Annotated in this window: 18 protein-coding genes and 1 tRNA gene; 2 read left to right on the top strand and 17 right to left on the bottom strand. The window is 67.1% G+C overall.

What is annotated here, in order from left to right; translation table 11 throughout:
- Nucleotides 1-72 precede the first annotated feature (72 nt).
- The 7 genes from MicroSTF_RS16195 to MicroSTF_RS16225 all read right to left on the bottom strand — a co-directional run bounded on the left by MicroSTF_RS16195 (nt 73) and on the right by MicroSTF_RS16225 (nt 5,274).
- On the bottom strand, nt 73-873 hold the full coding sequence (locus tag MicroSTF_RS16195) for an inositol monophosphatase family protein (RefSeq protein ID WP_029265904.1): 801 nt from the start codon (nt 871-873) through the stop codon (nt 73-75).
- Complete coding sequence (locus MicroSTF_RS16200) at nt 870-1,889, bottom strand: hypothetical protein (protein WP_051667904.1); 1,020 nt, start codon at nt 1,887-1,889, stop codon at nt 870-872. Before MicroSTF_RS16200 ends, MicroSTF_RS16195 begins: the two co-directional genes overlap by 4 nt.
- A 117-nt stretch (nt 1,890-2,006) precedes the next feature.
- Nucleotides 2,007-2,807 carry an enoyl-CoA hydratase/isomerase family protein gene (locus MicroSTF_RS16205; RefSeq protein ID WP_136025359.1) on the bottom strand — a complete coding sequence of 267 codons (801 nt, stop codon included), beginning with the start codon at nt 2,805-2,807 and terminating at the stop codon, nt 2,007-2,009.
- Nucleotides 2,808-2,853: 46 nt separating this feature from the next.
- Nucleotides 2,854-3,345 carry an FBP domain-containing protein gene (locus MicroSTF_RS16210; protein ID WP_021199015.1) on the bottom strand — a complete coding sequence of 164 codons (492 nt, stop codon included), beginning with the start codon at nt 3,343-3,345 and terminating at the stop codon, nt 2,854-2,856.
- A gap of 39 nt (nt 3,346-3,384) precedes the next feature.
- Entirely contained in the window at nt 3,385-4,020 is a 636-nt protein-coding gene (locus MicroSTF_RS16215) for a hypothetical protein (protein WP_322957096.1), read from the bottom strand.
- 153 nt (nt 4,021-4,173) lie between these two features.
- Nucleotides 4,174-4,258 (bottom strand) — tRNA-Tyr (locus tag MicroSTF_RS16220).
- Nucleotides 4,259-4,344: 86 nt separating this feature from the next.
- Nucleotides 4,345-5,274 (bottom strand): PfkB family carbohydrate kinase, encoded by a 930-nt coding sequence (locus tag MicroSTF_RS16225; RefSeq protein ID WP_297556829.1) that lies wholly within the window; start codon nt 5,272-5,274, stop codon nt 4,345-4,347.
- 87 nt (nt 5,275-5,361) lie between these two features.
- Between MicroSTF_RS16225 and MicroSTF_RS16230 the strand changes: the two genes are divergently transcribed.
- Nucleotides 5,362-5,952: a hypothetical protein gene (locus tag MicroSTF_RS16230; RefSeq protein WP_322957099.1), complete on the top strand. Its 591-nt coding sequence runs from the start codon at nt 5,362-5,364 to the stop codon at nt 5,950-5,952.
- 212 nt (nt 5,953-6,164) lie between these two features.
- Here MicroSTF_RS16230 and rpoC read toward each other — a convergent pair whose 3' ends face one another.
- The 6 genes from rpoC to MicroSTF_RS16260 all read right to left on the bottom strand — a co-directional run bounded on the left by rpoC (nt 6,165) and on the right by MicroSTF_RS16260 (nt 19,350).
- Nucleotides 6,165-10,040: a DNA-directed RNA polymerase subunit beta' gene (gene rpoC / locus MicroSTF_RS16235; protein ID WP_322957102.1), complete on the bottom strand. Its 3,876-nt coding sequence runs from the start codon at nt 10,038-10,040 to the stop codon at nt 6,165-6,167.
- Nucleotides 10,041-10,119: 79 nt separating this feature from the next.
- Complete coding sequence (locus MicroSTF_RS16240) at nt 10,120-13,623, bottom strand: DNA-directed RNA polymerase subunit beta (protein WP_021199010.1); 3,504 nt, start codon at nt 13,621-13,623, stop codon at nt 10,120-10,122.
- 245 nt (nt 13,624-13,868) lie between these two features.
- On the bottom strand, nt 13,869-15,587 hold the full coding sequence (locus MicroSTF_RS16245; protein ID WP_322957105.1) for an ABC transporter ATP-binding protein: 1,719 nt from the start codon (nt 15,585-15,587) through the stop codon (nt 13,869-13,871).
- On the bottom strand, nt 15,584-16,549 hold the full coding sequence (locus tag MicroSTF_RS16250; protein ID WP_021199008.1) for an ABC transporter permease: 966 nt from the start codon (nt 16,547-16,549) through the stop codon (nt 15,584-15,586). Before MicroSTF_RS16250 ends, MicroSTF_RS16245 begins: the two co-directional genes overlap by 4 nt.
- Nucleotides 16,550-16,583: 34 nt before the next feature.
- Entirely contained in the window at nt 16,584-17,588 is a 1,005-nt protein-coding gene (locus tag MicroSTF_RS16255; RefSeq protein WP_017828176.1) for an ABC transporter permease, read from the bottom strand.
- An 88-nt stretch (nt 17,589-17,676) separates the two neighbouring features.
- Entirely contained in the window at nt 17,677-19,350 is a 1,674-nt protein-coding gene (locus tag MicroSTF_RS16260; RefSeq protein WP_021199007.1) for an ABC transporter substrate-binding protein, read from the bottom strand.
- 163 nt (nt 19,351-19,513) lie between these two features.
- Between MicroSTF_RS16260 and MicroSTF_RS16265 the strand changes: the two genes are divergently transcribed.
- Nucleotides 19,514-20,434, top strand: coding sequence for a sugar kinase (locus tag MicroSTF_RS16265; protein ID WP_021199006.1), 921 nt, complete (start codon nt 19,514-19,516; stop codon nt 20,432-20,434).
- A 102-nt stretch (nt 20,435-20,536) separates the two neighbouring features.
- On the opposite strand, the gene MicroSTF_RS16270 is transcribed toward MicroSTF_RS16265, so the two are convergent.
- Genes MicroSTF_RS16270 through MicroSTF_RS16285 form a run of 4 tightly spaced genes read right to left on the bottom strand, consistent with a single transcriptional unit; the run spans nt 20,537 to nt 24,731 of the window.
- Nucleotides 20,537-21,403: a MurR/RpiR family transcriptional regulator gene (locus MicroSTF_RS16270; RefSeq protein ID WP_021199005.1), complete on the bottom strand. Its 867-nt coding sequence runs from the start codon at nt 21,401-21,403 to the stop codon at nt 20,537-20,539.
- A gap of 15 nt (nt 21,404-21,418) precedes the next feature.
- Nucleotides 21,419-22,930 (bottom strand): glycoside hydrolase family 3 N-terminal domain-containing protein, encoded by a 1,512-nt coding sequence (locus tag MicroSTF_RS16275; RefSeq protein ID WP_322957114.1) that lies wholly within the window; start codon nt 22,928-22,930, stop codon nt 21,419-21,421.
- Nucleotides 22,927-23,760 carry a carbohydrate ABC transporter permease gene (locus MicroSTF_RS16280; protein WP_017828171.1) on the bottom strand — a complete coding sequence of 278 codons (834 nt, stop codon included), beginning with the start codon at nt 23,758-23,760 and terminating at the stop codon, nt 22,927-22,929. Before MicroSTF_RS16280 ends, MicroSTF_RS16275 begins: the two co-directional genes overlap by 4 nt.
- Nucleotides 23,757-24,731 carry a carbohydrate ABC transporter permease gene (locus MicroSTF_RS16285; protein ID WP_167253068.1) on the bottom strand — a complete coding sequence of 325 codons (975 nt, stop codon included), beginning with the start codon at nt 24,729-24,731 and terminating at the stop codon, nt 23,757-23,759. Before MicroSTF_RS16285 ends, MicroSTF_RS16280 begins: the two co-directional genes overlap by 4 nt.

Below are 24,731 nucleotides of genomic sequence, written 5' to 3' on the forward strand. Positions count from 1 at the left end.
TTCACCTTCGGGTGGCGAAAGTAACGATCGCATAAACCATATCTCGATCAGTCTGGGAATGCCATGAATCGTTCAATGTTTCTGGTCGAGGATGGCGCGCAGTCGCGAGTGCACTTCCACCCCGCCCGCGAGCAGCATCGGACGCGGGGAGTCGATGTCGATGCGCGACACCACGCCACCCGCTTCTTCGACGAGGAGGGCGCCGGCGGCGAAGTCCCACGGACGAAGCCCCCGCTCGAAGTATCCGTCCAGTCGCCCCGCCGCGACGAAGGCGAGGTCGAGCGCTGCGGCTCCCATGCGTCTCAGATCCCGGGCCATCGGCATCACCCGCCCCACGGTGGCGATGTCGCCCTCGTGCGTGGTCGGGTCGTAGCCGAACCCCGTGGCGAGCAGCGCTCCGGCCGGGGTCTCTCCGGTCACCTCGAGACGGTCGCCGTTCGACCACGCGCCCTGGCCGCGGGCGGCCGTGAACATCTCGCCGAGCGCGGGGGCGTTGACCGCACCGGCGAGTGCTTCCCAGGTCTCCGGATCGGGATCGCCGCGGACGGCGGCGATGCTCACGTTGTACGCCGGGATGCCGTATGCATAGTTGACGGTGCCGTCGATCGGATCGACGACCCACGTGATCCCGCTGCTGCCGGCCTCGGCACCGGTCTCCTCCCCCAGGAAACCGTCGTCGGCCCTCGCGGCCCGAAGGCGTTCGCGGATGAGCGCCTCGACCTCACGATCGGCTTCGGTGACGATATCGGCCAGCGACGACTTGGTGGCCGCCAGACGCACCCCCTCCTGTCGACGCGTGCGCGCGAGCCGTCCGGCTTCTTCCGCGATCTCACTCGCGAGCTCGAGGAGCTCGAGCTCGAGTTCGAGTGTCACTGGGCAGGCCGCTGCGGGGCGGGGGGAGGCGGAGGGAAGGCCGGCAAGGTCTCCTGCGGAGGAGCCGTCGGCTGCGCGGCCGGCGCCGGTGGCACCGGATGCTCTCCCGGAGCCACCTGCGGCGAGGCGACCGGTTGCGTGAACTGCGGAGCAGCGGGCTGTGGCGATGTGGGCTGTGGCGATGTGGGCTGTGGCGCGACCGGGAAACTCGAGACCGGCGCTGCGGCGAGCGCCTGCTGCGGCGGCACGACGGTCGGGTAACCCGTGTAGTAGGCGTTCCAGTCGGGCGATGCGTCGGGAAGCGCCGGGAGCGGGGTGATGCCGTCTGCGTAGGTGGGCCAGGACGGCGGCGAGGCCACAGCGCGATCGGCGGGCGTCTTCTTCTTGGGAGCGAAGAGCGCGTTCAGCAGTGGGATCAGCGTCGTGCCGACGGCCACCAGGATCGTCAGCGCGACCACGATACGCCAGTAGAGCTCGCCGTAGTGGAACGTGTTCGGGAACGCCAGGAAGAACACGAGCATGCCGACGAGGCCAGCGAGGAACGTGATGGTGACGATGTAGATGACCCGCGTGAATGTTGTGACGTATCGCTGCGCCGCGGGAGTGAACAGGCGCACGTGCAGCAGGGCGAGCTGAAGGATGCCGATCACGAGGAGCAGCTGGAAGAAGCGCTCGGCACCGAAGTAGAAGCCGTCTTCCGGCAGCCAGATCTTCACGGCTCCGACGAGGAGCGCGATGATCCAGCTCACCATGCTCGCCAGCTGGAGCCAGTCGGGACGGTTCGGCGCGAGACCAGCTTCGAGGATCGCGATGCCGGCGAACGCTGCGAGCAGCAGAATCGTGAGGAACGCCCGGCCGATCAGACCATCTTGATCGCCGATGAGCACCCAGATGACGCACACGAGCGCCGCGGCGATCAGAGCCCCGATGGCGATCCACAGGGAACCCCTGATGAGCAGCGACATGTTCTTCTTCTCACCCTGCGTCTGATGCGTGGTGATGTCCGGCTGGGACATGGCGATCCTCTCGTCGTGCGGCGATGCCTTCATCCTGCCACGCGCGCCCGCAGATGCCACGGGCGCCGCCCTCGTCGCCGAAGACCTTTCCCGATCTCTGCCTCTGTGGAGGAGAGGTCAGCCGGCTTTCTTCGCCGATGCTGCGGCGAAGGCTGCGACTCTGGCCTGCGCATCCGGCGTCTCCAGGGCTGCTCCGATCGAACGCGCCTCCTCACTCAGTTGCTCGACGAACGTGCGCTCCGGCTGCGATCGCACCAGCCGCTTCGCCTGGCCGTAGGCGTCTGCGGCGCCCGCCAACCAGAATCGCGCGATCTCCTCACCGCGAGCACGCACCAGTTCCGCCTCGGAGACGGCGTCCGCACCTTCGACGGCCTCGGCGACGAGACCCCAGTCCACAGCCTCCGCCGACGACAGCAGTCGATCCTGCAGCACGAGCTGCAGGGCACGGCGCTGACCGACGGCACGGGCGAGCTGAGCGGAGACCGACAGATCCGGGGTCAGACCGATGTTCGCGTAGAGGCTGCCGAGCTTCGATCGCGAGCCGACCACGGCATAGTCGCTGCACAGCAGAATCCCCAGACCACCGCCGGCCGTGGTGCCGTGGGCAGCGGCGACGACAGGCACCGCCGATTCCGTCAACGAGCGGATGCCGGTGTTGATGACCTCGGCGAGAGCGGTGATCTCCGCGCCGGAAGCCCCCATCGTCGTCGCCATGTCGATCACATCGCCCCCGGCGCAGAAAGCGGGGCCGACGGCATCGATCAGGATCGCCTTCACATCGGATCTCGACGTCGCCTCGGCCGTCGCGTCCTTCCAGGCGTGCGCGAGGTCGGCGTTGAAGGCGTTGAGGCGAGCGGGGCGGTTCAGCGTCAGCCGTGCCAATCCCTCTTCGACGGCGAACAGGATGGCATCACTCATGGCTTCTCCTTCGAGCGCAGGACGTGTGGGACCAGCGTAACCGCGATCAGACCCGCTCCCAGACCTGCGAGACGAAGCTCTCCATTCGGCGACGCGTGCCGTCGAGGCGGAAGTCGACCTGCCCCGGAGTCCTGACCTCGTTTGGTGCGAGCGGGTGGGCGAGACGCACGTTCTCGTGGCAGGAGAGGTCGGCGCACATGTAGGTGCCGAACGAGTCGCCGCGCTTCCCTGCCTCCCCCGCCCGACGTGCGGAGAGGAGCGCGACCTGATTGCCGGGCTGCATCGTGTGACAGATGTTGCACATGCCCGAACGCGCACGTCCGGGATCCGTCGCGCGCAGCACGATGCCGACGATCTCCTCGTCGTGCGGGATCAGCACATAGCCACGGCGACTCGCGCCGGGATCCTGCCAGGCGAAGAAGTCGAGATAGTCCCAGTCGACGAGGAGGAAGTCGTGCGGCATCTCCATGAGGCGCAGTTCGTCGGCATCCGCATTGACGAACGAGGCCCGGACTTCGGCTTCGGTGAGCGGTCGCATCAGTCCAGTCTATGAACCGTTCGCACTCGCGGGGCCACGTCACATCCGCCGCATCGTGACCATCGAGAAGACCGTCTCGAACAGCTGAGCCGCGAACACCGATGCCCAGACGGACGCCGCGAGAAGAAAGACGACCTGGATGGCGATCATCACGATCAGCGGTGTCGACCCCCGTCCTCCCCGTCGACGGACCACGACATGACGACCGATCACATAGACGAGAGAGGACAGGAAGGTCCATGCCCAGGGGAAAGGTCGGGAGAAGCCTCGGCCGGCGAGCTCGCGGGAATCGCGGGCGGAAAACCAGACGGAGAGCCCGTAGATCGTCCAGCCCGACAGCGTCAGGACCAGGTACCACGGCGTGAGGAAGGCGTTGATCTCCGCGGCGATGAATCTCTCCACGTCGAGGGACGACGAGCCGTCCAGCGGGACGACGGCGAGCATGTCGAACATCCCCTGCTGCATCTGCACCAGGTATCCGATGGCGGCGATCGCGCTGAGCACCGGGAGGAGCACGATCAGCCACACCCATACGGTGTTCGCGCTCGTTCCCTCCGGGACCGACGGGAACTCCCCCGACGTCACGGGGGTCGGCGCCTCGCCATCCCATCGGGATCCGTCCCACCATCTCGTCGCACCCTGGTCATCGGTGTACCACCCGGCGGGGGCGCTCATGATCGCTCTCCGAGGTCGACGCGGGCGCGGATCGTCTGGAGCATGTGACCACCCTATTCATGGTGGCGGCGTCCGGGGGCGGGGATGAGAGAAGGCCCCCGCGGTGATCGCGTGGGCCTTCGGATTTCCGCAGTCTTCCGCGGAGGTGATGGATGGTGGCGAGTGAGGGATTCGAACCCCCGAATGCAGAGCAGTCTGATTTACAGTCAGATCCCTTTGGCCGCTTGGGTAACTCGCCAGAGCGCACCCGTCCGACTTCGACAGCCAACCGGGGGCACGAGAGACAAGCATACCTGTCGGAGGCGGGTGCAAGAAATCGGACCGTCAGCTGCCGCTCACGCCGCGACCGGAGGCCTCCAGTGACTCGGGTGTCCGCAGGAGTCCGCCCTCTGCCCGACAGGTCGCGGCGGCAACATCCATGGCCCTCTGCAGCAGTGCGCGCCACTCCCCCAGGTCGGACGGAGACGCTGTGACCAGGCCCTCTGCGACGGCGGCGAGAGTCGCATCCCCCGCTCCGACGGTGTCGATCACCGCGCCGGGAAGCTGCGCGATGGGGGCGGAGACGATGCCGGCATCCGCGTCGATCGTGGCGCCGTCGGCACCCGCGGTCGCGAGGACCGCCGCAGCACCGAGGTCCCGCAGGCGCGCGCGCAGCGCGTCGAGGTCACCGTCGTAGAGGATCGCCGCATCATCCGCACCGACCTTGACGATGGCAGCCGAAGCCACGAGCTGTTCGAATCCGCGGACGAACTCCTCCCGGTCGCTGAGCATCCCGGCGCGCGGGTTGGGATCGATCGCGACGCGTGCGTCTCCCAGGGCATCGCTCAGTGCGTCGACCTCTGCCGGCACATCGAAGGGGAAGCAGCTGATCGCGACGAGCCCGGCGTCGGCGATCGCCTGACGAGCGTCGTCGGAGTATCGGATGCTGCGTCTCTGGGCGGCCTCGTTGAAGACGTACTGCGGTTCGCCGTCGGCCGCCCGCTGCACGATCGCGCGGGACGAGCCGAGGGGGGCCTCACTCCCTATCAGGCGCACACCGTGGTCGGACAGGTACTCGCGGATGTGCGCGCCTGCCTCGTCCTCCCCGACCATGGCGATCAGCGTCGTCTCGACTCCCAGCCGCCGCAGTCCGACGGCGACGTTGAGTGCCGCACCGCCCACGAGCTCGCGGACGCCGGAATCGTCGCGGATCTCATCGATCAAGGCATCGCCGATCACAACAACGGAACCGGCGGAAGAAGTCTGATTGCTCACCCGCCGACACTATCGTGGCGCCGTGCACCGACGGGCTGCATCGCGTTCCTCTCCCGTCGCGCCGCCGACGAGCAGTACGGTGTGGACATGAAGCCCCGACTCGCCGGCGCTGCCGCCGCGTTCTTCCTCCTCGTCGTTCTGACGGCGTGCACCCCGCAGGCAGGCGATGGCGGGGACACTTCGCCCAGCCCCACGGAAGGCCACACGGCAGGCAGTGAGGAGACCAGCACCCCGTCGCCCACCCCCACCCCGACGACCGCTCCCGTCGCCCTGCCGACCGACTGTCGTGCGATCTTGTCGGAAGCCGTGCTGGCCGAACTCGGCGACATCCCTCTCAACGACGCCGCCTTCGGGCCTTCGGGAGTGGGCGCTGACGGTGCCCTCACCTGCAATTGGGCGGACCCGCGTGCAGACACCACGCGACTCACGACGACGATCTCGCGGATGAACCGCGGGCCCGCGCTCGACAAGCTCAATGCGCTCGCCGACGACGAGGGCTTCTCCTGTTTCACGCCGGACGGCGGCACGCGCTGCGAGAAGACCTGGCCGAACGAGCAGTACCCCGTGACCGACGGCCGCACGCTGTTCTGGCGTGATGATGTGCTCATCGACACGCGCTACACGAACCTCGCGCCGACCGGTTACACCTCGAGCATCGTGGAGCACATCTTCGGCTGACGTCCAACGCGCTCCGCGCGTGTCAGGATCCTCCGCCGACTGCACGGCTTCTCGACGAGTGCACGGCTCGGCGACACACGTCACCCGTGCGCTCGGCAGCTTCCCGTGCACTCGCGCCACGTCGCACACCGCCGGGCACGCAGAAGGCCCCAGGCGAGTCGCCTGGGGCCTTCTGCGTCATTCAGTACTCAGTACTGCGGCTCTCGCCTCGATCAGTTGTAAGTACCGGGGGTGATGTCGTCCGTCGAGAACGCGTCGAAGTCGACGTAGCCGAAGTCACCGTCGGCGTACGCACCGTCGGATGCGAAGATCCGGTTCGGGTAGCGCTCGCTCTTGGCTTCCTCGGTGGCCTCGACCGTGACGTCGCGGTACTTCGAGAGACCGGTTCCGGCGGGGATGAGCTTACCGATGATGACGTTCTCCTTGAGACCGACCAGCGGGTCGCGCTTGCCCTGCATCGCAGCCTCGGTGAGCACGCGGGTCGTCTCCTGGAAGGAGGCGGCCGACAGCCACGATTCGGTCGCGAGCGACGCCTTCGTGATACCCATCAGCTCCGGACGGCCGGACGCGGGACGCTTGCCCTCTGCCACAGCCTCGCGGTTGATCGACTGGTAGCGCTTGAGGTCGACCATCTCACCCGGGAGCAGGGTCGTGTCGGCGTGATCGACGACGGTGACCTTGCGGAGCATCTGACGGACGATGACCTCGATGTGCTTGTCGTGGATCGGCACACCCTGCGAGCGGTACACGCCCTGGACGCCGCCGACGAGGTAACGCTGCACCTCGCGAGCACCCATGACACGCATGATCTCCTTGGGGTCGAGCGTGCCCACCAGGATCGGCTGACCGACCGTGACGTGCTGCCCGTCCTCGACGAGAAGCGTCGCGCGCTTCAGCACCGGGTAGATGACCGGCTCGTCACCGCTGTCGGGCGTGAGGATGACCTTCTTGCCCTTGTCGGTCTCGTCGATCGTGATGCGGCCATCGGCCTCGGCGATCGGCGACGCGCCCTTGGGGGTACGCGCCTCGAAGAGCTCCTGCACACGGGGAAGACCCTGCGTGATGTCATCCGCCGATGCCGAACCACCCGTGTGGAAGGTACGCATCGTCAGCTGGGTACCGGGCTCACCGATCGACTGTGCCGCGATGATGCCGACGGCCTCTCCGATGTCGACCGTCTTACCGGTCGCGAGCGAACGGCCGTAGCACTGCGCGCAGACACCGACAGCAGAGTCGCAGGTCAGGACCGAGCGCACCTTGATGCTCTCGACACCGAGTCCGACGAGCTTGTCGATCAGCACGTCGCCCACGTCGTCACCGGCCGAGGCGAGAACCTCGCCCGACTCGTTCACGACGTCGGAGGCCAGCGTACGAGCGAACACCGAGTTCTCGACGTTCGCGTCGCGCACGAGCTCACCCTGCGAGTTCGGAGCGGCGATCGGGAGCTCGAGGCCCTTCGACGTGCCACAGTCCTCTTCGCGGATGATGACGTCCTGCGAGACGTCCACCAGACGACGGGTCAGGTAACCCGAGTCGGCGGTACGCAGAGCGGTGTCGGCCAGACCCTTACGGGTACCGTGCGTCGCGATGAAGTACTCCGCAACCGACAGACCCTCGCGGTACGAGGAGATGATCGGACGCGGGATGATCTCACCCTTGGGGTTGTTCACCAGACCACGCATACCGGCGATGTTCCGGATCTGCAGCCAGTTACCACGAGCACCCGACGACACCATGCGGTTGATGGTGTTGTCCTCGGGGAAGTTCGCCTTCATGGCGGCCTGAACCTCGTCGGTCGCCTCGGTCCAGATCTTGATGAGCTCCTGGCGACGCTCCGAGTCGGTCGTCAGACCCTTCTCGTACTGCGACTGGACCTTCGCGGCCTGCTTCTCGTAGCCGGCGACGATCTCCGCCTTGTTCGGCGGGGTGAGGATGTCGCTCAGGGCGACGGTCACACCGGAGCGCGTGGCCCAGTAGAAACCGGCGTCCTTGATGCGGTCCAGCGACGCAGCCGTCTCGACCTTGGGGTACTCCTCGGCCAGCTTGTTGACGATCTGCGACAGCTTGTTCTTGTCGGCCTGCTCGCGGACGAACGGGTAGCCCTTGGGCAGCGTGTCGTTGAAGATCGCCTGACCCAGGGAGGCGTCGACGAGACCGTGACGCTCGTAGCCCTCGGGAGCTTCGCCCTCGAGGAAGGTCAGACCGGGGATGCGGATGCGGATCTTCGCCTGCAGGTCGAGGGAACCCTCGTCCTTGGCCAGGATCGCCTCGCCCACGGAACCGAACGCACGACCCTCACCGGCAGCACCCTCCTTGACCGTGGTCAGGTGGTGCAGACCGATGATCATGTCCTGCGAAGGCAGGGTGACCGGACGGCCGTCAGACGGCTTCAGGATGTTGTTCGACGCGAGCATCAGCACGCGGGCCTCGGCCTGAGCCTCGACCGACAGCGGCAGGTGGACAGCCATCTGGTCACCGTCGAAGTCGGCGTTGAACGCCGCGCAGACGAGCGGGTGCAGCTGGATGGCCTTGCCCTCGACGAGCTGAGGCTCGAACGCCTGGATGCCCAGACGGTGCAGGGTGGGTGCACGGTTGAGCAGCACCGGACGCTCGCGGATGATCTCCTCGAGCACGTCCCAGACCTCAGGACGGGTGCGCTCGACGGCGCGCTTGGCCGCCTTGATGTTCTGCGAGTGACCGAGGTCGATCAGGCGCTTGATCACGAACGGCTTGAAGAGCTCCAGAGCCATCTGCTTGGGCAGACCGCACTGGTGCAGCTTCAGCTGCGGGCCGACGATGATGACCGAACGGCCCGAGTAGTCGACACGCTTTCCGAGCAGGTTCTGGCGGAAACGACCCTGCTTACCCTTCAGCATGTCGCTGAGGGACTTCAGGGCACGGTTGCCGGTACCGGTGACGGGACGACCACGGCGACCGTTGTCGAACAGTGCGTCGACGGCCTCCTGCAGCATGCGCTTCTCGTTGTTGACGATGATCTCGGGGGCACCGAGGTCGATCAGACGACGAAGACGGTTGTTGCGGTTGATCACACGGCGGTACAGGTCGTTCAGGTCGGAGGTCGCGAAGCGGCCACCGTCGAGCTGGACCATCGGGCGCAGCTCCGGCGGGATCACCGGGACGACGTCGAGGACCATCGCGGCCGGGCTCATGCCGGTCTCGAGGAACGAGCTGACGACCTTGAGGCGCTTGATCGCACGGATCTTGCGCTGACCCTTGCCCTCGGAGATCTGCAGACGCAGGTTCTCCGCCTCGGCGACGAGGTCGAACGCCGCGAGGCGACGCTGGATCGACTCGGCACCCATGTAGGCCTCGAAGTACTGGCCGAAGCGGTCCTGCAGCTCGTGGAAGACGTCGTCCTCCGGGCGCAGAGCACCGACCTCGAGGGTGCGGAAGTCCTCCCACACGCGCTCCAGCTTCAGGATCGCCTCGTCGGCACCCTTGCGGATGAGCGACATCTCCTTCTCGGCGGCGTCCTTGACCTTCTTCTTGGCGTCGGCCTTGGCACCCTCTGCCTCGAGGGCAGCGAGCTCCTCCTCCAGCTTGGCCAGGCGCTCCGCGATCTTGGCATCGCGGCGGTCGCCGAGCGTCTTCAGCTCGAGGCGGATGTTGTTCTCCTGCGTGCCCAGGTCGCGGTGACGAGCTTCCTCGTCGACCGAGATGACCATGTAGGCGGCGAAGTAGATGACCTTCTCGAGGTCCTTCGGAGCCATGTCGAGCAGGTAGCCCAGACGCGAGGGCACGCCCTTGAAGTACCAGATGTGGGTGACGGGAGCGGCGAGCTCGATGTGACCCATGCGCTCACGACGGACGGAGCTCTTGGTGACCTCCACGCCGCAGCGCTCGCAGACGATGCCCTTGAAGCGGACGCGCTTGTACTTGCCGCAGGCGCACTCCCAGTCGCGGGACGGGCCGAAGATCTGCTCTCCGAAGAGACCATCCTTCTCCGGCTTCAGGGTGCGGTAGTTGATGGTTTCGGGCTTCTTGACCTCGCCGTAGGACCACGCGCGGATGTGGTCTGCGGTCGCCAGGCCGATGCGAAGCTCATCGAAAGTTGTGGACTCGAGCACTAGTTCTCCTGTGTCGGAAATTCTTTTTGAGAAGTCTGCTTCGGTGGGCCCGGAACGCGTGTCCCGGGCCCCCGAAGGATTAGATCTCGTCGATCGAGGCGGCCTCGAAGCGGCTGGAGATGTTGATACCGAGCTCTTCTGCGGCGCGGAACGCCTCATCGTCGGTGTCGCGGAGGTTCACCAGCGTGCCGTCGGCCGAGAGGACCTCGACGTTCAGGCAGAGCGACTGCATCTCCTTCATGAGCACCTTGAAGGACTCGGGGATGCCGGGCTCCTGGATGTTCTCGCCCTTGACGATCGCCTCGTACACCTTGACGCGGCCGAGGATGTCGTCGGACTTGATCGTGAGGAGCTCCTGGAGCGCGTATGCGGCGCCGTAGGCCTCGAGGGCCCACACCTCCATCTCACCGAAGCGCTGTCCACCGAACTGCGCCTTACCACCGAGCGGCTGCTGGGTGATCATCGAGTACGGACCCGTGGAACGTGCGTGGATCTTGTCGTCGACCAGGTGGTGCAGCTTCAGGATGTACATGTAGCCGACCGAGATCGGGGCCGGGAACGGCTCGCCGGAGCGGCCGTCGAACATCTGGGCCTTTCCGCTGGAGTCGATCAGACGGACACCGTCGCGCGTCGGGATGGTCGCGTCGAGGAGACCGGCGATCTCCTCCTCGCTCGCACCGTCGAACACCGGGGTGGCGACCTTCGTGCCGGGAGCGGCCTCGAATGCCTGCTCCGGCAGACGGGCTGCCCACTCCGGAGTGCCTTCGACCTTCCAGCCCTGCTTCGCGATCCACCCGAGGTGGGTCTCGAGGACCTGGCCGAAGTTCATTCGACCGGGGATGCCGAGCGGGTTCAGGACGATGTCGACCGGGGTGCCGTCCGCCATGAACGGCATGTCCTCGATCGGGAGGATCTTCGCGATGACACCCTTGTTGCCGTGACGGCCGGCGAGCTTGTCACCCTCGGTGATCTTGCGCTTCTGGGCGATGTAGACCACGACGCGGCGGTTGACGCCCGAGCCGAGCTCGTCGTCGCCGTCCTCGGCGTTGAACTCCTTGACCGCGATGATCGTGCCCTGCTCGCCGTGAGGCACCTTCAAGGACGTGTCGCGGACCTCGCGGCTCTTCTCGTTGAAGATCGCGCGGAGCAGACGCTCCTCGGCCGACAGCTCGGTCTCACCCTTCGGCGTGACCTTGCCCACGAGGATGTCGCCGGGGCGGACCTCGGCGCCGATGCGGATGATGCCGCGCTCGTCGAGGTCCTTCAGCAGCTCCGGGCTGACGTTGGGGAGGTCACGGGTGATCTCCTCCTTGCCGAGCTTGGTGTCGCGGGCATCGACCTCGTACTCCTCGATGTGGATCGAGGAGAGGGTGTCGTCCTTCACCAGGTCCTGGCTCAGGATGATCGCGTCCTCGAAGTTGTAGCCCTCCCACGTCATGAAGGCGACGAGGAGGTTCTTTCCGAGGGCCAGCTCGCCGTTCTCGGTGGCGGGGCCATCGGCGATGACCTCTCCGACCTCGACGCGCTCACCGGCGTTGACGACGACCTTCTGGTTGTACGACGTGCCCTGGTTGGAGCGGTCGAACTTGCGGAGGTGGTACTCCTGCGTCCCGCCCTCGTCGAGCATGACGACGACGCGGTCTGCGGAGACCTCGGAGACGACACCGGCCTTGTCGGCGGTGAGTACGTCACCGGCGTCGATGGCCGTGTAGCCCTCCATACCGGTTCCGACGAGCGGCGAGTCGCTGCGCAGCAGCGGCACAGCCTGACGCTGCATGTTGGCACCCATGAGGGCGCGCTGTGCGTCGTCGTGCTCGAGGAACGGCACGAGCGAGGTCGCGACCGAAACCATCTGGCGCGGGGAGACGTCGATGTAGCCGATGTCCTCCGGGAGGAACATGTCGACCTCGCCGCTGCCGCCCTTGGGGCGCGCCAGCACGTGGCTCTCGATGAAGCGACCCTTGGCATCGAGCGGGGCGTTGGCCTGCGCGATGTTGAAGTCGACCTCTTCGGAAGCCGTGAGGTAGTCGATGTGCTCGGTGACGACGCCACCCTCGACCTTGCGGTACGGGGTCTCGATGAAACCGAACGAGTTGATGCGCGCGAAGGTCGCGAGAGCACCGATCAGACCGATGTTCGGGCCTTCAGGCGTCTCGATCGGGCACATGCGGCCGTAGTGCGAGGGGTGGACGTCACGGACCTCGACGCCGGCGCGGTCACGGGAGAGACCACCCGGGCCCAGCGCGGAGAGACGACGCTTGTTCGTCAGACCGGCGAGCGGGTTGTTCTGGTCCATGAACTGCGACAGCTGCGACGTTCCGAAGAACTCCTTGATCGCGGCGACGACGGGGCGCACGTTGATCAGGGTCTGCGGGGTGATCGCCTCGATGTCCTGCGTGGTCATGCGCTCGCGGACGACGCGCTCCATGCGGGACAGACCGGTGCGGACCTGGTTCTGGATCAGCTCGCCGACCGCGCGGATGCGACGGTTGCCGAAGTTGTCGATGTCGTCGGTCGCGAGACGGATCTCGGCCTTCTTGCCGCCGCGGATGCCCGTGAAGGTCTCCTCGGTGCCGGCGTGCAGGCGCACCAGGTACTTGATCGTGGCCACGATGTCCTCGACGGTCAGCACCGAGGAGGTCAGCGGCTGGTCCAGGCCCAGCTTGTGGTTGATCTTGTAACGACCGACCTTGGCCAGGTCGTAGCGCTTCGGGTTGAAGTAGAAGTTGTCCAGGAGCGCGCGGGCGGCCTCGGCGGCGACCTGCTCGCCCGGACGGAGCTTGCGGTAGATGTCGCGGAGCGCATCTTCCTTGGTGACGATCGTGTCCTTCGCGAGCGTCTCCTCGATCGAGGTGTAGCCGGCGAACTCGGCGAGGATCTCCTCGCTGGTCATGCCCAGTGCCTTGAGGAAGACGGTGACCGACTGCTTGCGCTTGCGGTCGACGCGCACGCCCACCTGGTCGCGCTTGTCGATCTCGAACTCGAGCCATGCACCACGGCTCGGGATGACGCGCGCCGACACGATGTCCTTGTCGGACGTCTTGTCGGGGGTCTTGTCGAAGTAGACACCCGGCGAACGCACGAGCTGCGACACGACGACGCGCTCGGAGCCGTTGATGATGAACGTGCCCTTGTCGGTCTGCAGCGGGAAGTCGCCCATGAAGACCGTCTGGGTCTTGATCTCACCCGTGAGGTGGTTCATGAACTCGGCCTCGACGTACAGCGGAGCGGCGTAGGTCTTGCCACGCTCCTTGCACTCCTCGATCGAGTACTTCTCTGGCTCGAGGTAGGGGTTCGTGAACGACAGCTGCATCGTCTCGCCGAGGTCCTCGATCGGAGAGATCTCCTCGAAGATCTCGCCCAGACCGCTGTTCTCGTTGACGTCGGTGCGACCCTGCTTCTTGGCCTCGGCCACGCGCGCCTTCCAGGCGTCGTTGCCGACCAGCCAACCGAAGGACTCGGTCTGCAGGGCGAGAAGGTCAGGGACCGTCAGCGTGTCGGAGATCTTGGCGAACGAAAGACGGGAAGCTCCGCGTCCGTTCTTGGTGGTGGTGGATGTGGATGCGTTGCGAGCAGCAGCCAAGGGAATAACCTCCGTGAGCCCCGCAGGGCTTCTCGATTCCTTTGTCGTCAGGTGGAGTGTGCGCCCGGGAACTCGACAGATGCCGACCACCATATGAGGGCAGGGAGAAACGAGCGCAACTACTAACTATACGCACGATTATGCGACATGGCAAGCGCAGTCCTTGACCAATCTCGGAAGCTGCGGTATGAGTCTCCGATCGCCGGACCGGAACACATGCGGCCCGGCGATCGGAGGAGGTGATCTCAGGACGCGATGCCCAGCTCGTTGCCGGGGATCGACGCCAGCAGACGCCGCGTGTACGGGTCACGGGGATTCGTGAAGATCTCCTCGGACGTCGCCGCCTCCACGAGCCTGCCGTCCTTCATGACGCACACGTAGTCGCTGATCAGCCGCACCACCGCGAGGTCGTGCGAGATGAACAGGTAGCTCAGTCCGTACTCCCGCTGCAGGTCGCCGAGCAGCTTCAGGATCTGGTCCTGCACCAGCACATCGAGCGCCGACACCGGCTCGTCGCAGACGATCAGATCCGGCGAGAGGGCGAGAGCCCGTGCGATCGCGACACGCTGTCGCTGGCCGCCGGACAGCTCGGACGGATACCGCCGCAGCATCGACTGCGGCAGGGCCACGTCGTCGAGCAGCTGCCGCACGCGCTTGCGCCGATCGGCGCCGCTCCCCCGCTTGTAGAACTCCAGCGGCTCGGCGATCAGGCGCTCGATCGTGAACATCGGGTTCAGGCTCGAGTACGGATCCTGGAAGATCGGCTGCACCTGCTGCCGGAACTCCTTCGTCTCCGCCCGGCTCAGCGACGCGATGTCCTTGCCCTCGTAGCGGATCAGCCCGCTCGTCGGCTCGATCACCTTCAGCAGCATCCGCGCGGTCGTGGTCTTGCCGGAACCCGACTCACCCACGATCGCGACCGTCTCCCCGCGCGGGATCACCAGCGACACGTCGTCGACGGCCACGAAATCCTCGCCGCGGCCCCGCACCGGGTACACCTTGGTGAGATTCTCGATCTCGACGATGTTGTCCGCGGGGGCCGCCTCGACGACCGCATCGGCAGCAGCGACGGCATCGGCCGCCCGTTCCCGGGTCCGGAAGGCCTCGGGTCGCAGGCGTGCCGCCGCGACGGACGGGGCCGCCTTCACGAGCGACTGCGTGTACGGATGCTGCGGGTCCTCCAGGATCTGGCGCGCATCGCCCTGCTCCACCACGTTGCCGCGGTGCATCACGATCACCCGCTCCGCACGCTCGGCGGCGAGGCCCAGGTCGTGCGTGATGAGCAGCACCGCCGTGCCCAGCTCGCGCGTCATCTGCCCGATCTGATCGAGGATCGTCTGCTGCACCGTGACGTCGAGCGCGCTGGTGGGCTCGTCGGCGATCAGCAGTCGCGGCTTGCACGCCAGACCGATCGCGATGAGCGCACGCTGGCGCATGCCGCCGGAGAACTCGTGCGGGTACTGCTTCGCGCGCCGCGCCGGATCGGGAAGGCCCGCGGCGGTCAGCGCCTCGACCACCTTCGCCTGCACGTTCTGTCGGGTGGCGAGGCCATGCGCGAGCAGCGTCTCCGCCACCTGCGTGCCGATCTTCGCCACCGGGTTCAGGTTCGACATCGGATCCTGCGGCACGAGACCGATGTCACGACCGCGGATCGTGCGCAGTTCGTGCTCGGGTGACCGCGAGATCTCCTTGCCGTCGAGCCGGATGCTGCCGGACGCGATCCGGCCTCCCCCGGCCAGCAGTCCGATGATGGCCATCGCGGTGGTGGACTTGCCCGAGCCGGACTCCCCCACGATCGCGACGGTCTCGCCGGGGCGGATCTCGAGGTCGACGCCTTCGACGGCGTGCACGACGCCGTCCATGGTGGCGAAGTCCACGGCCAGTCCCTGGACCGACAGCAACGGTTCGGTTGACATCTGCTTCTCCTTCGCGGCGCTCACGGCACCGTCGTCCCGCGCGTTCATCGCGCCCTCGTCCGGGGATCCATCGCCTCGCGCAGCGCTTCACCCAGCAGGGTGAAGCCGAGCGCCGTGACGGCGATGCAGATACCGGGGAGGAAGGCGAGCCAGGGCGCGATGGCGAGCTCGGCCTGCGCGTAGGTGAGCATGCGCCCCCACTCCGCCGTCTCGGGCCGTCCGCCGCCGAGGCCGAGGAAAGACAGCGCCGCCGCATCGATGACCGCGGTGGCGAGCGTCAGGGTGCCCTGAACGATCACGGGTCCGATCGCGTTCGGCAGCACGTGCGACATGGTGATCTTGCCGCGACCCAGACCGAGCGTCTGCGCCGAGAGCACGTAGTCGCTGGAGCGCTGCTGCAGCATGGAGGCGCGCAGCAGCCGGGCGAAGATCGGCACCTGGGAGGCCCCGATCGCGATCATGATGGCGAACGGGGTCTGCCCGAGGATCGCGGCGATCGACACCGCCAGCAGCAGGTTCGGCACCGAGAGGATGATGTCGACGATGCGCATGATGAGCGTGTCGACCCAGCCGCCGAACGTGCCGGCGAGCAGACCGAGGATCATGCCGCCGACCAGGCCCATCGCCGTGGAGATGACCCCGATCATGAGAGACGCCTGCGCGCCCCAGATGAGCTTGGACAGCACGTCGCCGCCGAAGCGGTCGAGGCCCAGCGGGAACTGCGGCAGCTCCCCCGGTCCCGGGATGTAGGTCGGCGTGATGTACTTCGCACCCGGCAGCGCCGTCTCCGGGTAGGGAGCGATCAGGGGCGCGAGCGCGGCGATGAGCAGGAACGCCACCACGATGGCCGCGCCGATCCATGCCGTCGGGTTTCGGCGGAGGCGGCGGAACACGTCCCGCCAGAAGCCGCCGGAGCCGTTCTTCAGATCGGCCTGGGCGATGGCGACGGTGTCGATGCTGCCGCCGCTCTCCGCGGAGGGGCCCTGGGCGGGCGGGAGCGCGATGGTCATGCGACCGCCTCCTTTCGGACGATGGGGAGGGACATCACTGCACCCTCACTCTCGGGTCGATGAAGCTGTAGGAGACATCGACCGCCAGGTTGATCAGCGCGTACGCGATCGCGATGAAGATGATGAAACCCTGGAGGACCGGGAAGTCCCTGGTGAAGATCGCTCTCGCCAGGAACGAGCCGATGCCGGGGAAGGCGAACACCGTCTCGGTGAGCACCGCCCCCGAGATCAGGAGCCCGGTTTGCAGGCCGATCGTGGTGATCACCGGGAGCATGGCGTTGCGCAGGATGAAGCGGTTCCGCAACGTCGGCGATCCGACACCCTTCGCGCGGCCGGTGCGCACGTAGTCGGCGTTCTGCACTTCCAGGACGCTGGCCCTGGTGATGCGGACGATGATCGCGAGCGGGATGGTACCGAGCGCGAGCGCCGGGAGGATCAGGTGCAGGATCGCATCCCATGCGGCATCGAACTCGCCGGTGATGATGCCGTCCCACACATAGAACCCGGTGGGATGGGTCGCGTCTATTCGTGGATTCTGGCGCCCGTCCGACGGCAGCCATCCCAGCTGGACCGCGAAGACGTACTTCAGGATGAACGCGAGGAAGAACACCGGGATGGTGATGCCGATCAGGCTCAGCACCACCGACGCGTGGTCGGTGAACTTCCCGTGGCGGCGGGCGGCCCAGTACCCCAGCGGGATGCCGATGCCCACCGCGAAGATGAGCGCCATGACGCTCAGCTCCAGCGTCGCGGGGAACCGGCGGAGGAACTCCTCCGTCACCGGTCGGTTGGTCTGGATGGAGGTGCCGAAGTCTCCCTGCAGGAGGCGTCCGATCCAGATGAAGTACTGCTCGATGAGGGGCTTGTCGAAGCCGTAGAGCTCGTTGACTCTCGCGACGGCCTCGGGTGTGGCCTTCTCGCCGAGCAGGGCGACCGCGGGGCCGCCGGGGAGGGCCCTGACCCAGGCGAACAGCAGGATGCTGAGCCCGAACAGGGTGGGGATGAGGAACAGCAGTCGCCTGCCGATGGTGCGCAGCACGAAGATCTCCGTCGATCAGAAGGTACGCCGTTCCCCCGGTCCCGCTGAATGCGCGGGACCGGGAGAGCGTCGTATCAGGTGGTCAGGCCTACTTGGTGAGGACGATGTCCGTGAAGACCTCGTCGTTCACCGGGCTGGCGGGATAGCTCTTCACGCGCGGGTCGAACGCCAGGGTCGGCGCCGGGTGCGCGAGCGGGACGCCCGGGATGAACTGGGCGACCATCTCGTTGATCTCCTCGTAGAGCGCCGTCTGGTCCTCGAGGTTGGAGACGCCGCGCGCCTCGTTCAACTTCTGGAACAGCTCGGGGTTGTCGAAGCCCCACTCGGAGCTCTGCTGGCCGAAGAAGACGCCGACGAAGTTGTCGGTGTCGTTGTAGTCGCCGGTCCAGCCGAGCAGATGGATGCCGTGGTCCGAGGTGCCGGTGGTGCGGTCGAGGTACTCGACCCACTCCTCCGAGACCGGGGTGGTCTCGACGCCGACCTCGGAGAGCTGCGACGACAGCACCGTGAAGATCTGCTCGGGGTCCGGCATGTAGGGACGCGAGACGTTGACCGGGTAGTTGAAGGTGAGCTTCAACGGGTTCGCCTCGGTGTAGCCCGCCTCGGCCAGCAGCGACTTGGCCTTCTCGGGGTCGTAGTCGTAGGTCGTGACATCGGGGTTGTATCCGTTGACGACCTCGGGCACGAACTCGATCGCCTTCTGCGTGCCCTCCGGCAGCACCTGGCTGATCAGCGCATCCTTGTCGACCGCGTACGAGAGGGCCTCACGGACCTTCGGGTCCTGCAGCTCCGGGACCGCCTGGTTGAAGGCGAGGTAGAGGATCGTGAACGGCGGACGCGACACCATGGTGAAGCCGTCGTCCTCGAGCGCCTTGGTATCGGCGGGGCCGACCAGGTCGTAGCCGTCGATCGATCCGGACTCGAGCGCCTGCCGGCGAGCGGTCGGGTCGTCGATCGTGCGGAAGATGATCTCGTCGACCTGTCCCTTGTCTCCCCAGTACCCGTCATAGGACTTGAGCGTGACCTGCTCGCCCGGTGCCCATTCCTCGAAGGCGTAGGGCCCGGTGCCGACGGGGTGACCCATCGCGTACTCGGAGAGCTGCGGGGCCTCGGCGGAGCCGCTGACCTCATCCGCGCCGAACTCCTGCATCGCCGAGGGGCTCTGCATGGCGAAGGCCGGCAGCGAGAGCGAGGCGACGAAGCCGGCGAACGGCTTGTTCAGCTCGATCGTGACCGAGTTCTCGCCGTCGGGGGTGCAGGACTTGTACACGGCGTCCGCCGCGTTCGAGGCGTACCCCTTGAAGAGCTTGTTGTAGTAGTAGCCGAAGGCCTCGGACGCGGCGAGCCCCGTCCAGTTGAACCAGCGGTCGAAGTTCACGCAGACGGCCTCGGCGTTGAACGGCGTGCCGTCCTGGAACGTGACGTCTTTCTTCAGCTCGAAGGTATGGGACATGCCGTCCTCGGACGACTCCCACGACTCGGCGAGGAGCGGTGCCGGGTCGGCGGTACCGGGCTCGGTGCCGACGAGACCTTCGAAGATCTGACGCGAGACGCGGAAGCTCTCGCCATCCTGCGCGAAGGCGGGGTCGAGACTCGCCGGGTCGGAGGAAGCGGCGAAGACGAACGTGCCGTCGACGTCGCCGGAACCTTCAGACCCTTCGTCACCACGCTCGCTGGCGACGCAGCCCGCGAGGGCGAGCGCAGCGATCGTGGCTCCGGTTACGGCGATGAGTCCTCGCCGACGCTTGACTGATTGGTGCATTGTGTGACCTTCCCTGTCGGGCGCTTCGTTGCGCGTCCCGAGGCTTCTTCGCCTCGGGGACGGTGATGACTCGACGGTACCCAGCAGATCCTCAGATGCCAAACGCATCCATGTTGCAATCCGATATCAGCGCAGCCCGCACCGATCCGGTAGTGTCCAGATCGTGCCAGACACCACCCCGCTCGCCGTCTGCTTCGGCGAGGGCATGGTCGCCCTCGTCGCCGCCACTGCCGGTCCGCTCGAGGACTGCCGGACCTTCCACCGCTCCCTCGCGGGCGCCGAGTGGAACACCGCGATCGCCCTGGCCTCGGCGGGCATTCGCACCTCGGTCCTCTCCCGTGTGGGCGACGACGGATTCGGACGCTTCCTCCTCGCCGAGCTGCACGCCCATGACGTCGACGCCTCCGCGGTCGAAGTCGACGGCGACGCGCCCACCGGCCTCTACGTGAAAGAGCTCTCGGCCCGTGACGACGGAGCGGTCGACGGCACCATGCACTATTACCGTGCCGGCTCCGCCGCCGCAGCCCTCTCACCGCAGACGCTGACCACACCGGCGGCATCCGCCCTCCTCGCCGATGCCGCACTCGTGCACACCTCGGGCATCACGCCGGCACTCTCTGCCTCGGCGCTCGCGGCCCAGGAGGCCCTGTTCGCGGATCGACGATCCGACCGGCTGCTCAGCTTCGACCTGAACTGGCGCCCGGCGCTCTGGCGAGGCCGCGAGGCGGAGGGCAGGAGGATCGTCTCCGACTTCGCACGCCGGGCCGACGTCGTGTTCTGCACCAGGCCCGACGCGGAAGCCGTGTTCGGGACGAGCGATCCGCAGCAGCTGCGAGCACTCTTCCCCGAGCCGCGGTATCTGCTCGTCACCGATTCGAGCGGGGCCGTGGCGTTCGACCGCACGGAGACCGCCGAGAGCGACGCGCTGGATGCACCCGTGGTGGAGACCATCGGGGCCGGAGACGCCTTCGCGGCCGGCTTCCTCGCCGGGATCCTCACCGGCCTGTCGCTGGCGGGGAGCGTCGCCCGAGGGCACCGCATCGCGACGCGTGCCCTGGTGAGCACGCGCGACCACGTGGACTGAGGCGCGTCGCCGCGGACGGAGAGATCCCCGCGGGGAGGAACAGCTACGCCCACAACTCCGCCTCACGCAGCGGCCTCCGCCCGACGAAGCGGATACCGATCATCAGGTCCGGCGTCGTGTGGGAACGGCGTCGTGGGTCCGCTGAAGCGAGACCGCGACCGGTTCGCCGCGGTGCTGCACGACACGCACGAACAGCACGTCGACGAGGGCGAGCTGAGCGATGCGGCTCGACATCGCGGCCATCCGGAACGGCGATTCGTGCGCGTGCGTGAGCAGCACGACATCCGCTGCGAGCGCCAGCGGCGAGTCCGGTGCGCTGGTGACCGCCACGGTGAGGGCTCCGGCATCGCGCGCGACTTCGAGGGCACGCAGCGTCTCCGCGGTCTCTCCGCCGTGGGAGAACGCGATCGCCACATCGTCGGCAGTCCGCAGCGAAGCCGTCGTGACCGCGAGATGCGGGTCCGCCGAGTGCGACACGGAGCATCCGATACGTGACAGCTTCAACTGCAGGTCCTGCGCCGTCAGCGACGACGCCGCCTGACCGAAGAGGTCGATGTGCCGCGCGTCGACCACGGCGCGGGCGACCCGATCGAGGGCGAGGGGGTCGAGCGCCAGGGCGGTCTTCTCGATGGCGTCGATCTCCTGCGCAGCGAGCTTGGCGGCGATCGCCGCTGGACCGTCGTCGGGATCGATCGCCGTGGTGTCCAGACCGAACCGGGCCTGCTGCGCCTGTTCCAGGGTGACCGCGCGGGCGACTGCGACCCTGAGCTCCCGGTACCCGCTGTATCCGAGCGCCTGGGCGTACCGGGCGACCGTCGACAGCGACGTGCGGCAGAGCTGGGCGAGATCGTTGATCGCCAGGTCGACGACGAGTGTCGGGTCTCCCAGGATCGTCTCCGCGACGCGCGCTTCGGCGGCGCTCACCTTGGGAAGTGAGCGCCGCACCCGAGCGAGAACGTCGTCGTCCATGGAGGGAATCCCGTCTCAGCCGGCGCTGGTCATCCTCTGCTGCACCGGGAACCGCCCCAGGAGTGCTTCACGCGCCGTCTGCGCACCGAGCCTACTGGCTGCGGCGACCTCGATCGTCGGCAGCGGCAGCGGATTCGCCGTGGGGAGGCCGACGTTGACGACCACCGCACGAGGATCACGCACAGCGGCACGCTCGACGAGTGCACGCTGCGCGGCGTCCGTGTCGGGACGATCGATCAGCAGCACCGTCGTGCCTGCGGCTGCGGAGACCTCGTCGATCACGCGGTCCTGTTCGGAGACCGGGGCGGATGCCACGTCGAGGCGCACCCGCACGCCATCTCCGGCCAGCGCACTCGCGACGTACGACCCCGCGCTGTCGACGGCGAGCGTCGAGCGTCGACGTGCGTCGATGACGGCGAGTTCGGACGTCGCCTGCGGGGCGTCGCCGGAGACGGTCACCACGCGGCGCACGATCTCCGCCGCGTCGAAGGGCTCGATCTGCTCGTGCGTCTGCTCCGCAGCGACGCGGAGCTTGGCGGCGAGGGATGCGACCCTGGCTGCCGCCTCCTCGACACGCGCCCGCGAGAGCGAACCGTCGCGCAGCGCGGCGACGATCCCGTCTCTGGCGGCGCGGAAGTCCTGCTCGTCCTGGTCGGGAAGAGCGGCATCGCCCGGATTCGTCGGGTTGCCGATGCAGAGGAGGTCTGCGCCGGCAGCGAGCGCCTGGGCTGCTCCCCCGCCGAGTCCGACCGTCTCACGGATCGCGGCCATGTCGAGGGCGTCCGTGATGATGACGCCGTCGTAGCCCCAGTCGCGCAGCATGCCGAGCACGCGCGGGTTGAGGGTGGCGGGCTGCTCTCCCCACGCCGGAACCACGATGTGCGCGGTCATGACCGCATCGACACCGGCATCGACCGCAGCGCGGAACGGTTCGAGGTGCACCCGTTCGAACTCGTCGAGATCCAGAGTGATCTCGGGGAGCGCGTGGTGCGAGTCCATGTGGGTGTCGCCGTGGCCCGGGAAATGCTTGACGCAGGCGGCCACCGCCCCGTCCTGGATGCCGTCGATCGTCGCCACCACGTGCCGTGAGACGAGCGCCTCGTCAGCACCGAAGGCCCGCACGCCGATCACCGGGTTACGGGGGTCGGTGTTGACGTCGGCGACCGGACCGAGCACCACGTTGGCCCCGACGGCGCGCACCCGACGCGCGAGTTCGGCGCCGGTCTTCTCCGACGCGACGAGGTCGTCGAGCAGACCGAGCTGGGCGGCGCCCGGAACCGTCGAGCCGGTGGCGGACTCGAGCCGGGTGACGCTGCCGCCTTCCTCGTCGATGCCGATCAGGGCGTCGGGGTTCGCGTCGAGGATCGCGGCGCTGAGGGCGGGAAGACCCGCGCCGACGTTCTGACCGAAGTACACGACCCCGGCCAGTCCGTCGCGCAGCTCGTCGCGGAGCCACTCCGGGGCTTCCGTGCCGAAGAAGCCCGGCCACAGCACGCCGTTCGCGAGGCGTTCGAGGTCGTCGGTCATCCCTTCACCGCTCCCGCCACCATGCCGGAGGCGAGCTTGCGCTGCACCAGCACGAAGAAGATCATGACGGGCACGGTGATGATCGTCGACGCGGCCATGATGCTGCCCCAGTCGTTGGAGTGCAGGCCGAAGAACGACTTCAGACCGATGGAGACCGTGTACTGGTCGGTCTGCGCGCCCAGGATGGTCATCGCGAAGATGAACTCGTTCCACGCGGTGATGAAGCTGAAGATGCTGGTCGCCACGAGGCCGGGCATCACCAGCGGCAGCAGCACCGATCGGAACATGCGCCACCAGCTCGCGCCGTCGATGTATGCGGCCTCCTCGAGCTCGACCGGGACGGCGGCGACGAAGCCGCGGAGCATCCAGATGCCGAACGCGAGCGACAGTGCGACGTACACGACCATCAGGCCGAGGATGCTGTTGAGCAGACCGAGGCTCTTCACCTGGAGGAAGAGCGGGATGACGAGCGCCTCGAGCGGCACCATCTGCACGATCAGGATCATCATCAGGATCGTGGTGCGGAACTTGAACTTGAAGCGCGCGACCGCGACCGCGGCGAGCAGGCACACGAGCGCGCTCACGAGGACCGTGACGAGCGCCACGATCGCCGAGTTGCGCAGGTAGGTGCCGAATCCGCCGTCGGTGAGCACGAAGGCGAAGTTGTCCCACGTGAACTCCTGCGGGAGCAGTGACTGGCCACCGCTGGACGCCTTGCCGTCGAATGCGCTGGAGACCATCCAGTAGACGGGGAACAGCGTGAAGATCAGGACGGCGGCGACCGCGATCCCGATTCCGATGCGGGAGCGGAGCCTCGGGCGCGGGTTCACAGCTCGTCCTCCTTCATGAGGGAGCGGATGTAGACGATGGTGATGCCGATCAGCACCAGCGTGAGCAGCACGGCGAGCGCCGCACCGAAGCCGTAGCGGTTCTGGCCGAAGGACTCCACATACGACCAGACGCCGAGGTTGAGCACCTGACGGTTGCCACCCCCACCGCCGGGCATCAGGTACACCTGCGCGAAGACCTTGAAGTCCCAGATGGTCGACAGGATGATCACGACCGAGAAGACGGGCTTGAGCGTGGGGAAGATGATCTTCCAGAATCGACGCCAGGCGCCGGCACCGTCGAGAGCGGCGGCCTCGAGCATCTCCTTCGAGACACCGAGCAGGCCGGCCAGCACCGTGATGGCGACGAACGGGAAGCCGTGGTGCACCACATTGAGGAGCACGATGGCGTAGAACGACCACTGGTTGGTGAACCAGTTCACCGGGTCGTCTATGAGACCGAGGTCACGCAGCACCGTGTTGAAGATGCCGCGGTCGGCATCGAAGATGAAGGTCCAGACATAGGTTCCGGTCACGGCGGGCATCGCCCAGGCGACCATGATGCAGCTGGAGACGATGACGCGCCAGGTGGTGCCGAGGCGTGCGAGCAGGAGCGCCACGAGCGTGCCGACGGCGACCGTGACGAACACGGCCACGGCGGCGAACCCGACGGTGTTGGGCAGCACCACCGTCCAGAGGGTCGGGTTGGTGAGCGCCTCGACGTAGTTGTCGAGACCGATCCAGTTGTTCTCACCGGTGTTGATCTCGCGCAGACCGTAGTCCTGCAGCGAGTAGATGAACACCTGGACGAGCGGCCAGAGCATGAGCACCGCGAGGATGGCCAGCCCGGGCGCGAGAAGGAGCCAGGGGCGGGCCGCGACGATCGAGAGACCGCGTCGCTTCCGGCCGCCGGCCACGGAGGCGGAGGTGGACTCCGCCTTCGTGGCCGGCAGTGGCGCTTGCACCATCGACAT

Origin of the sequence: Microbacterium sp. STF-2 (assembly GCF_034650155.1) — a bacterium.
GTDB lineage: Bacteria > Actinomycetota > Actinomycetes > Actinomycetales > Microbacteriaceae > Microbacterium > Microbacterium maritypicum_A.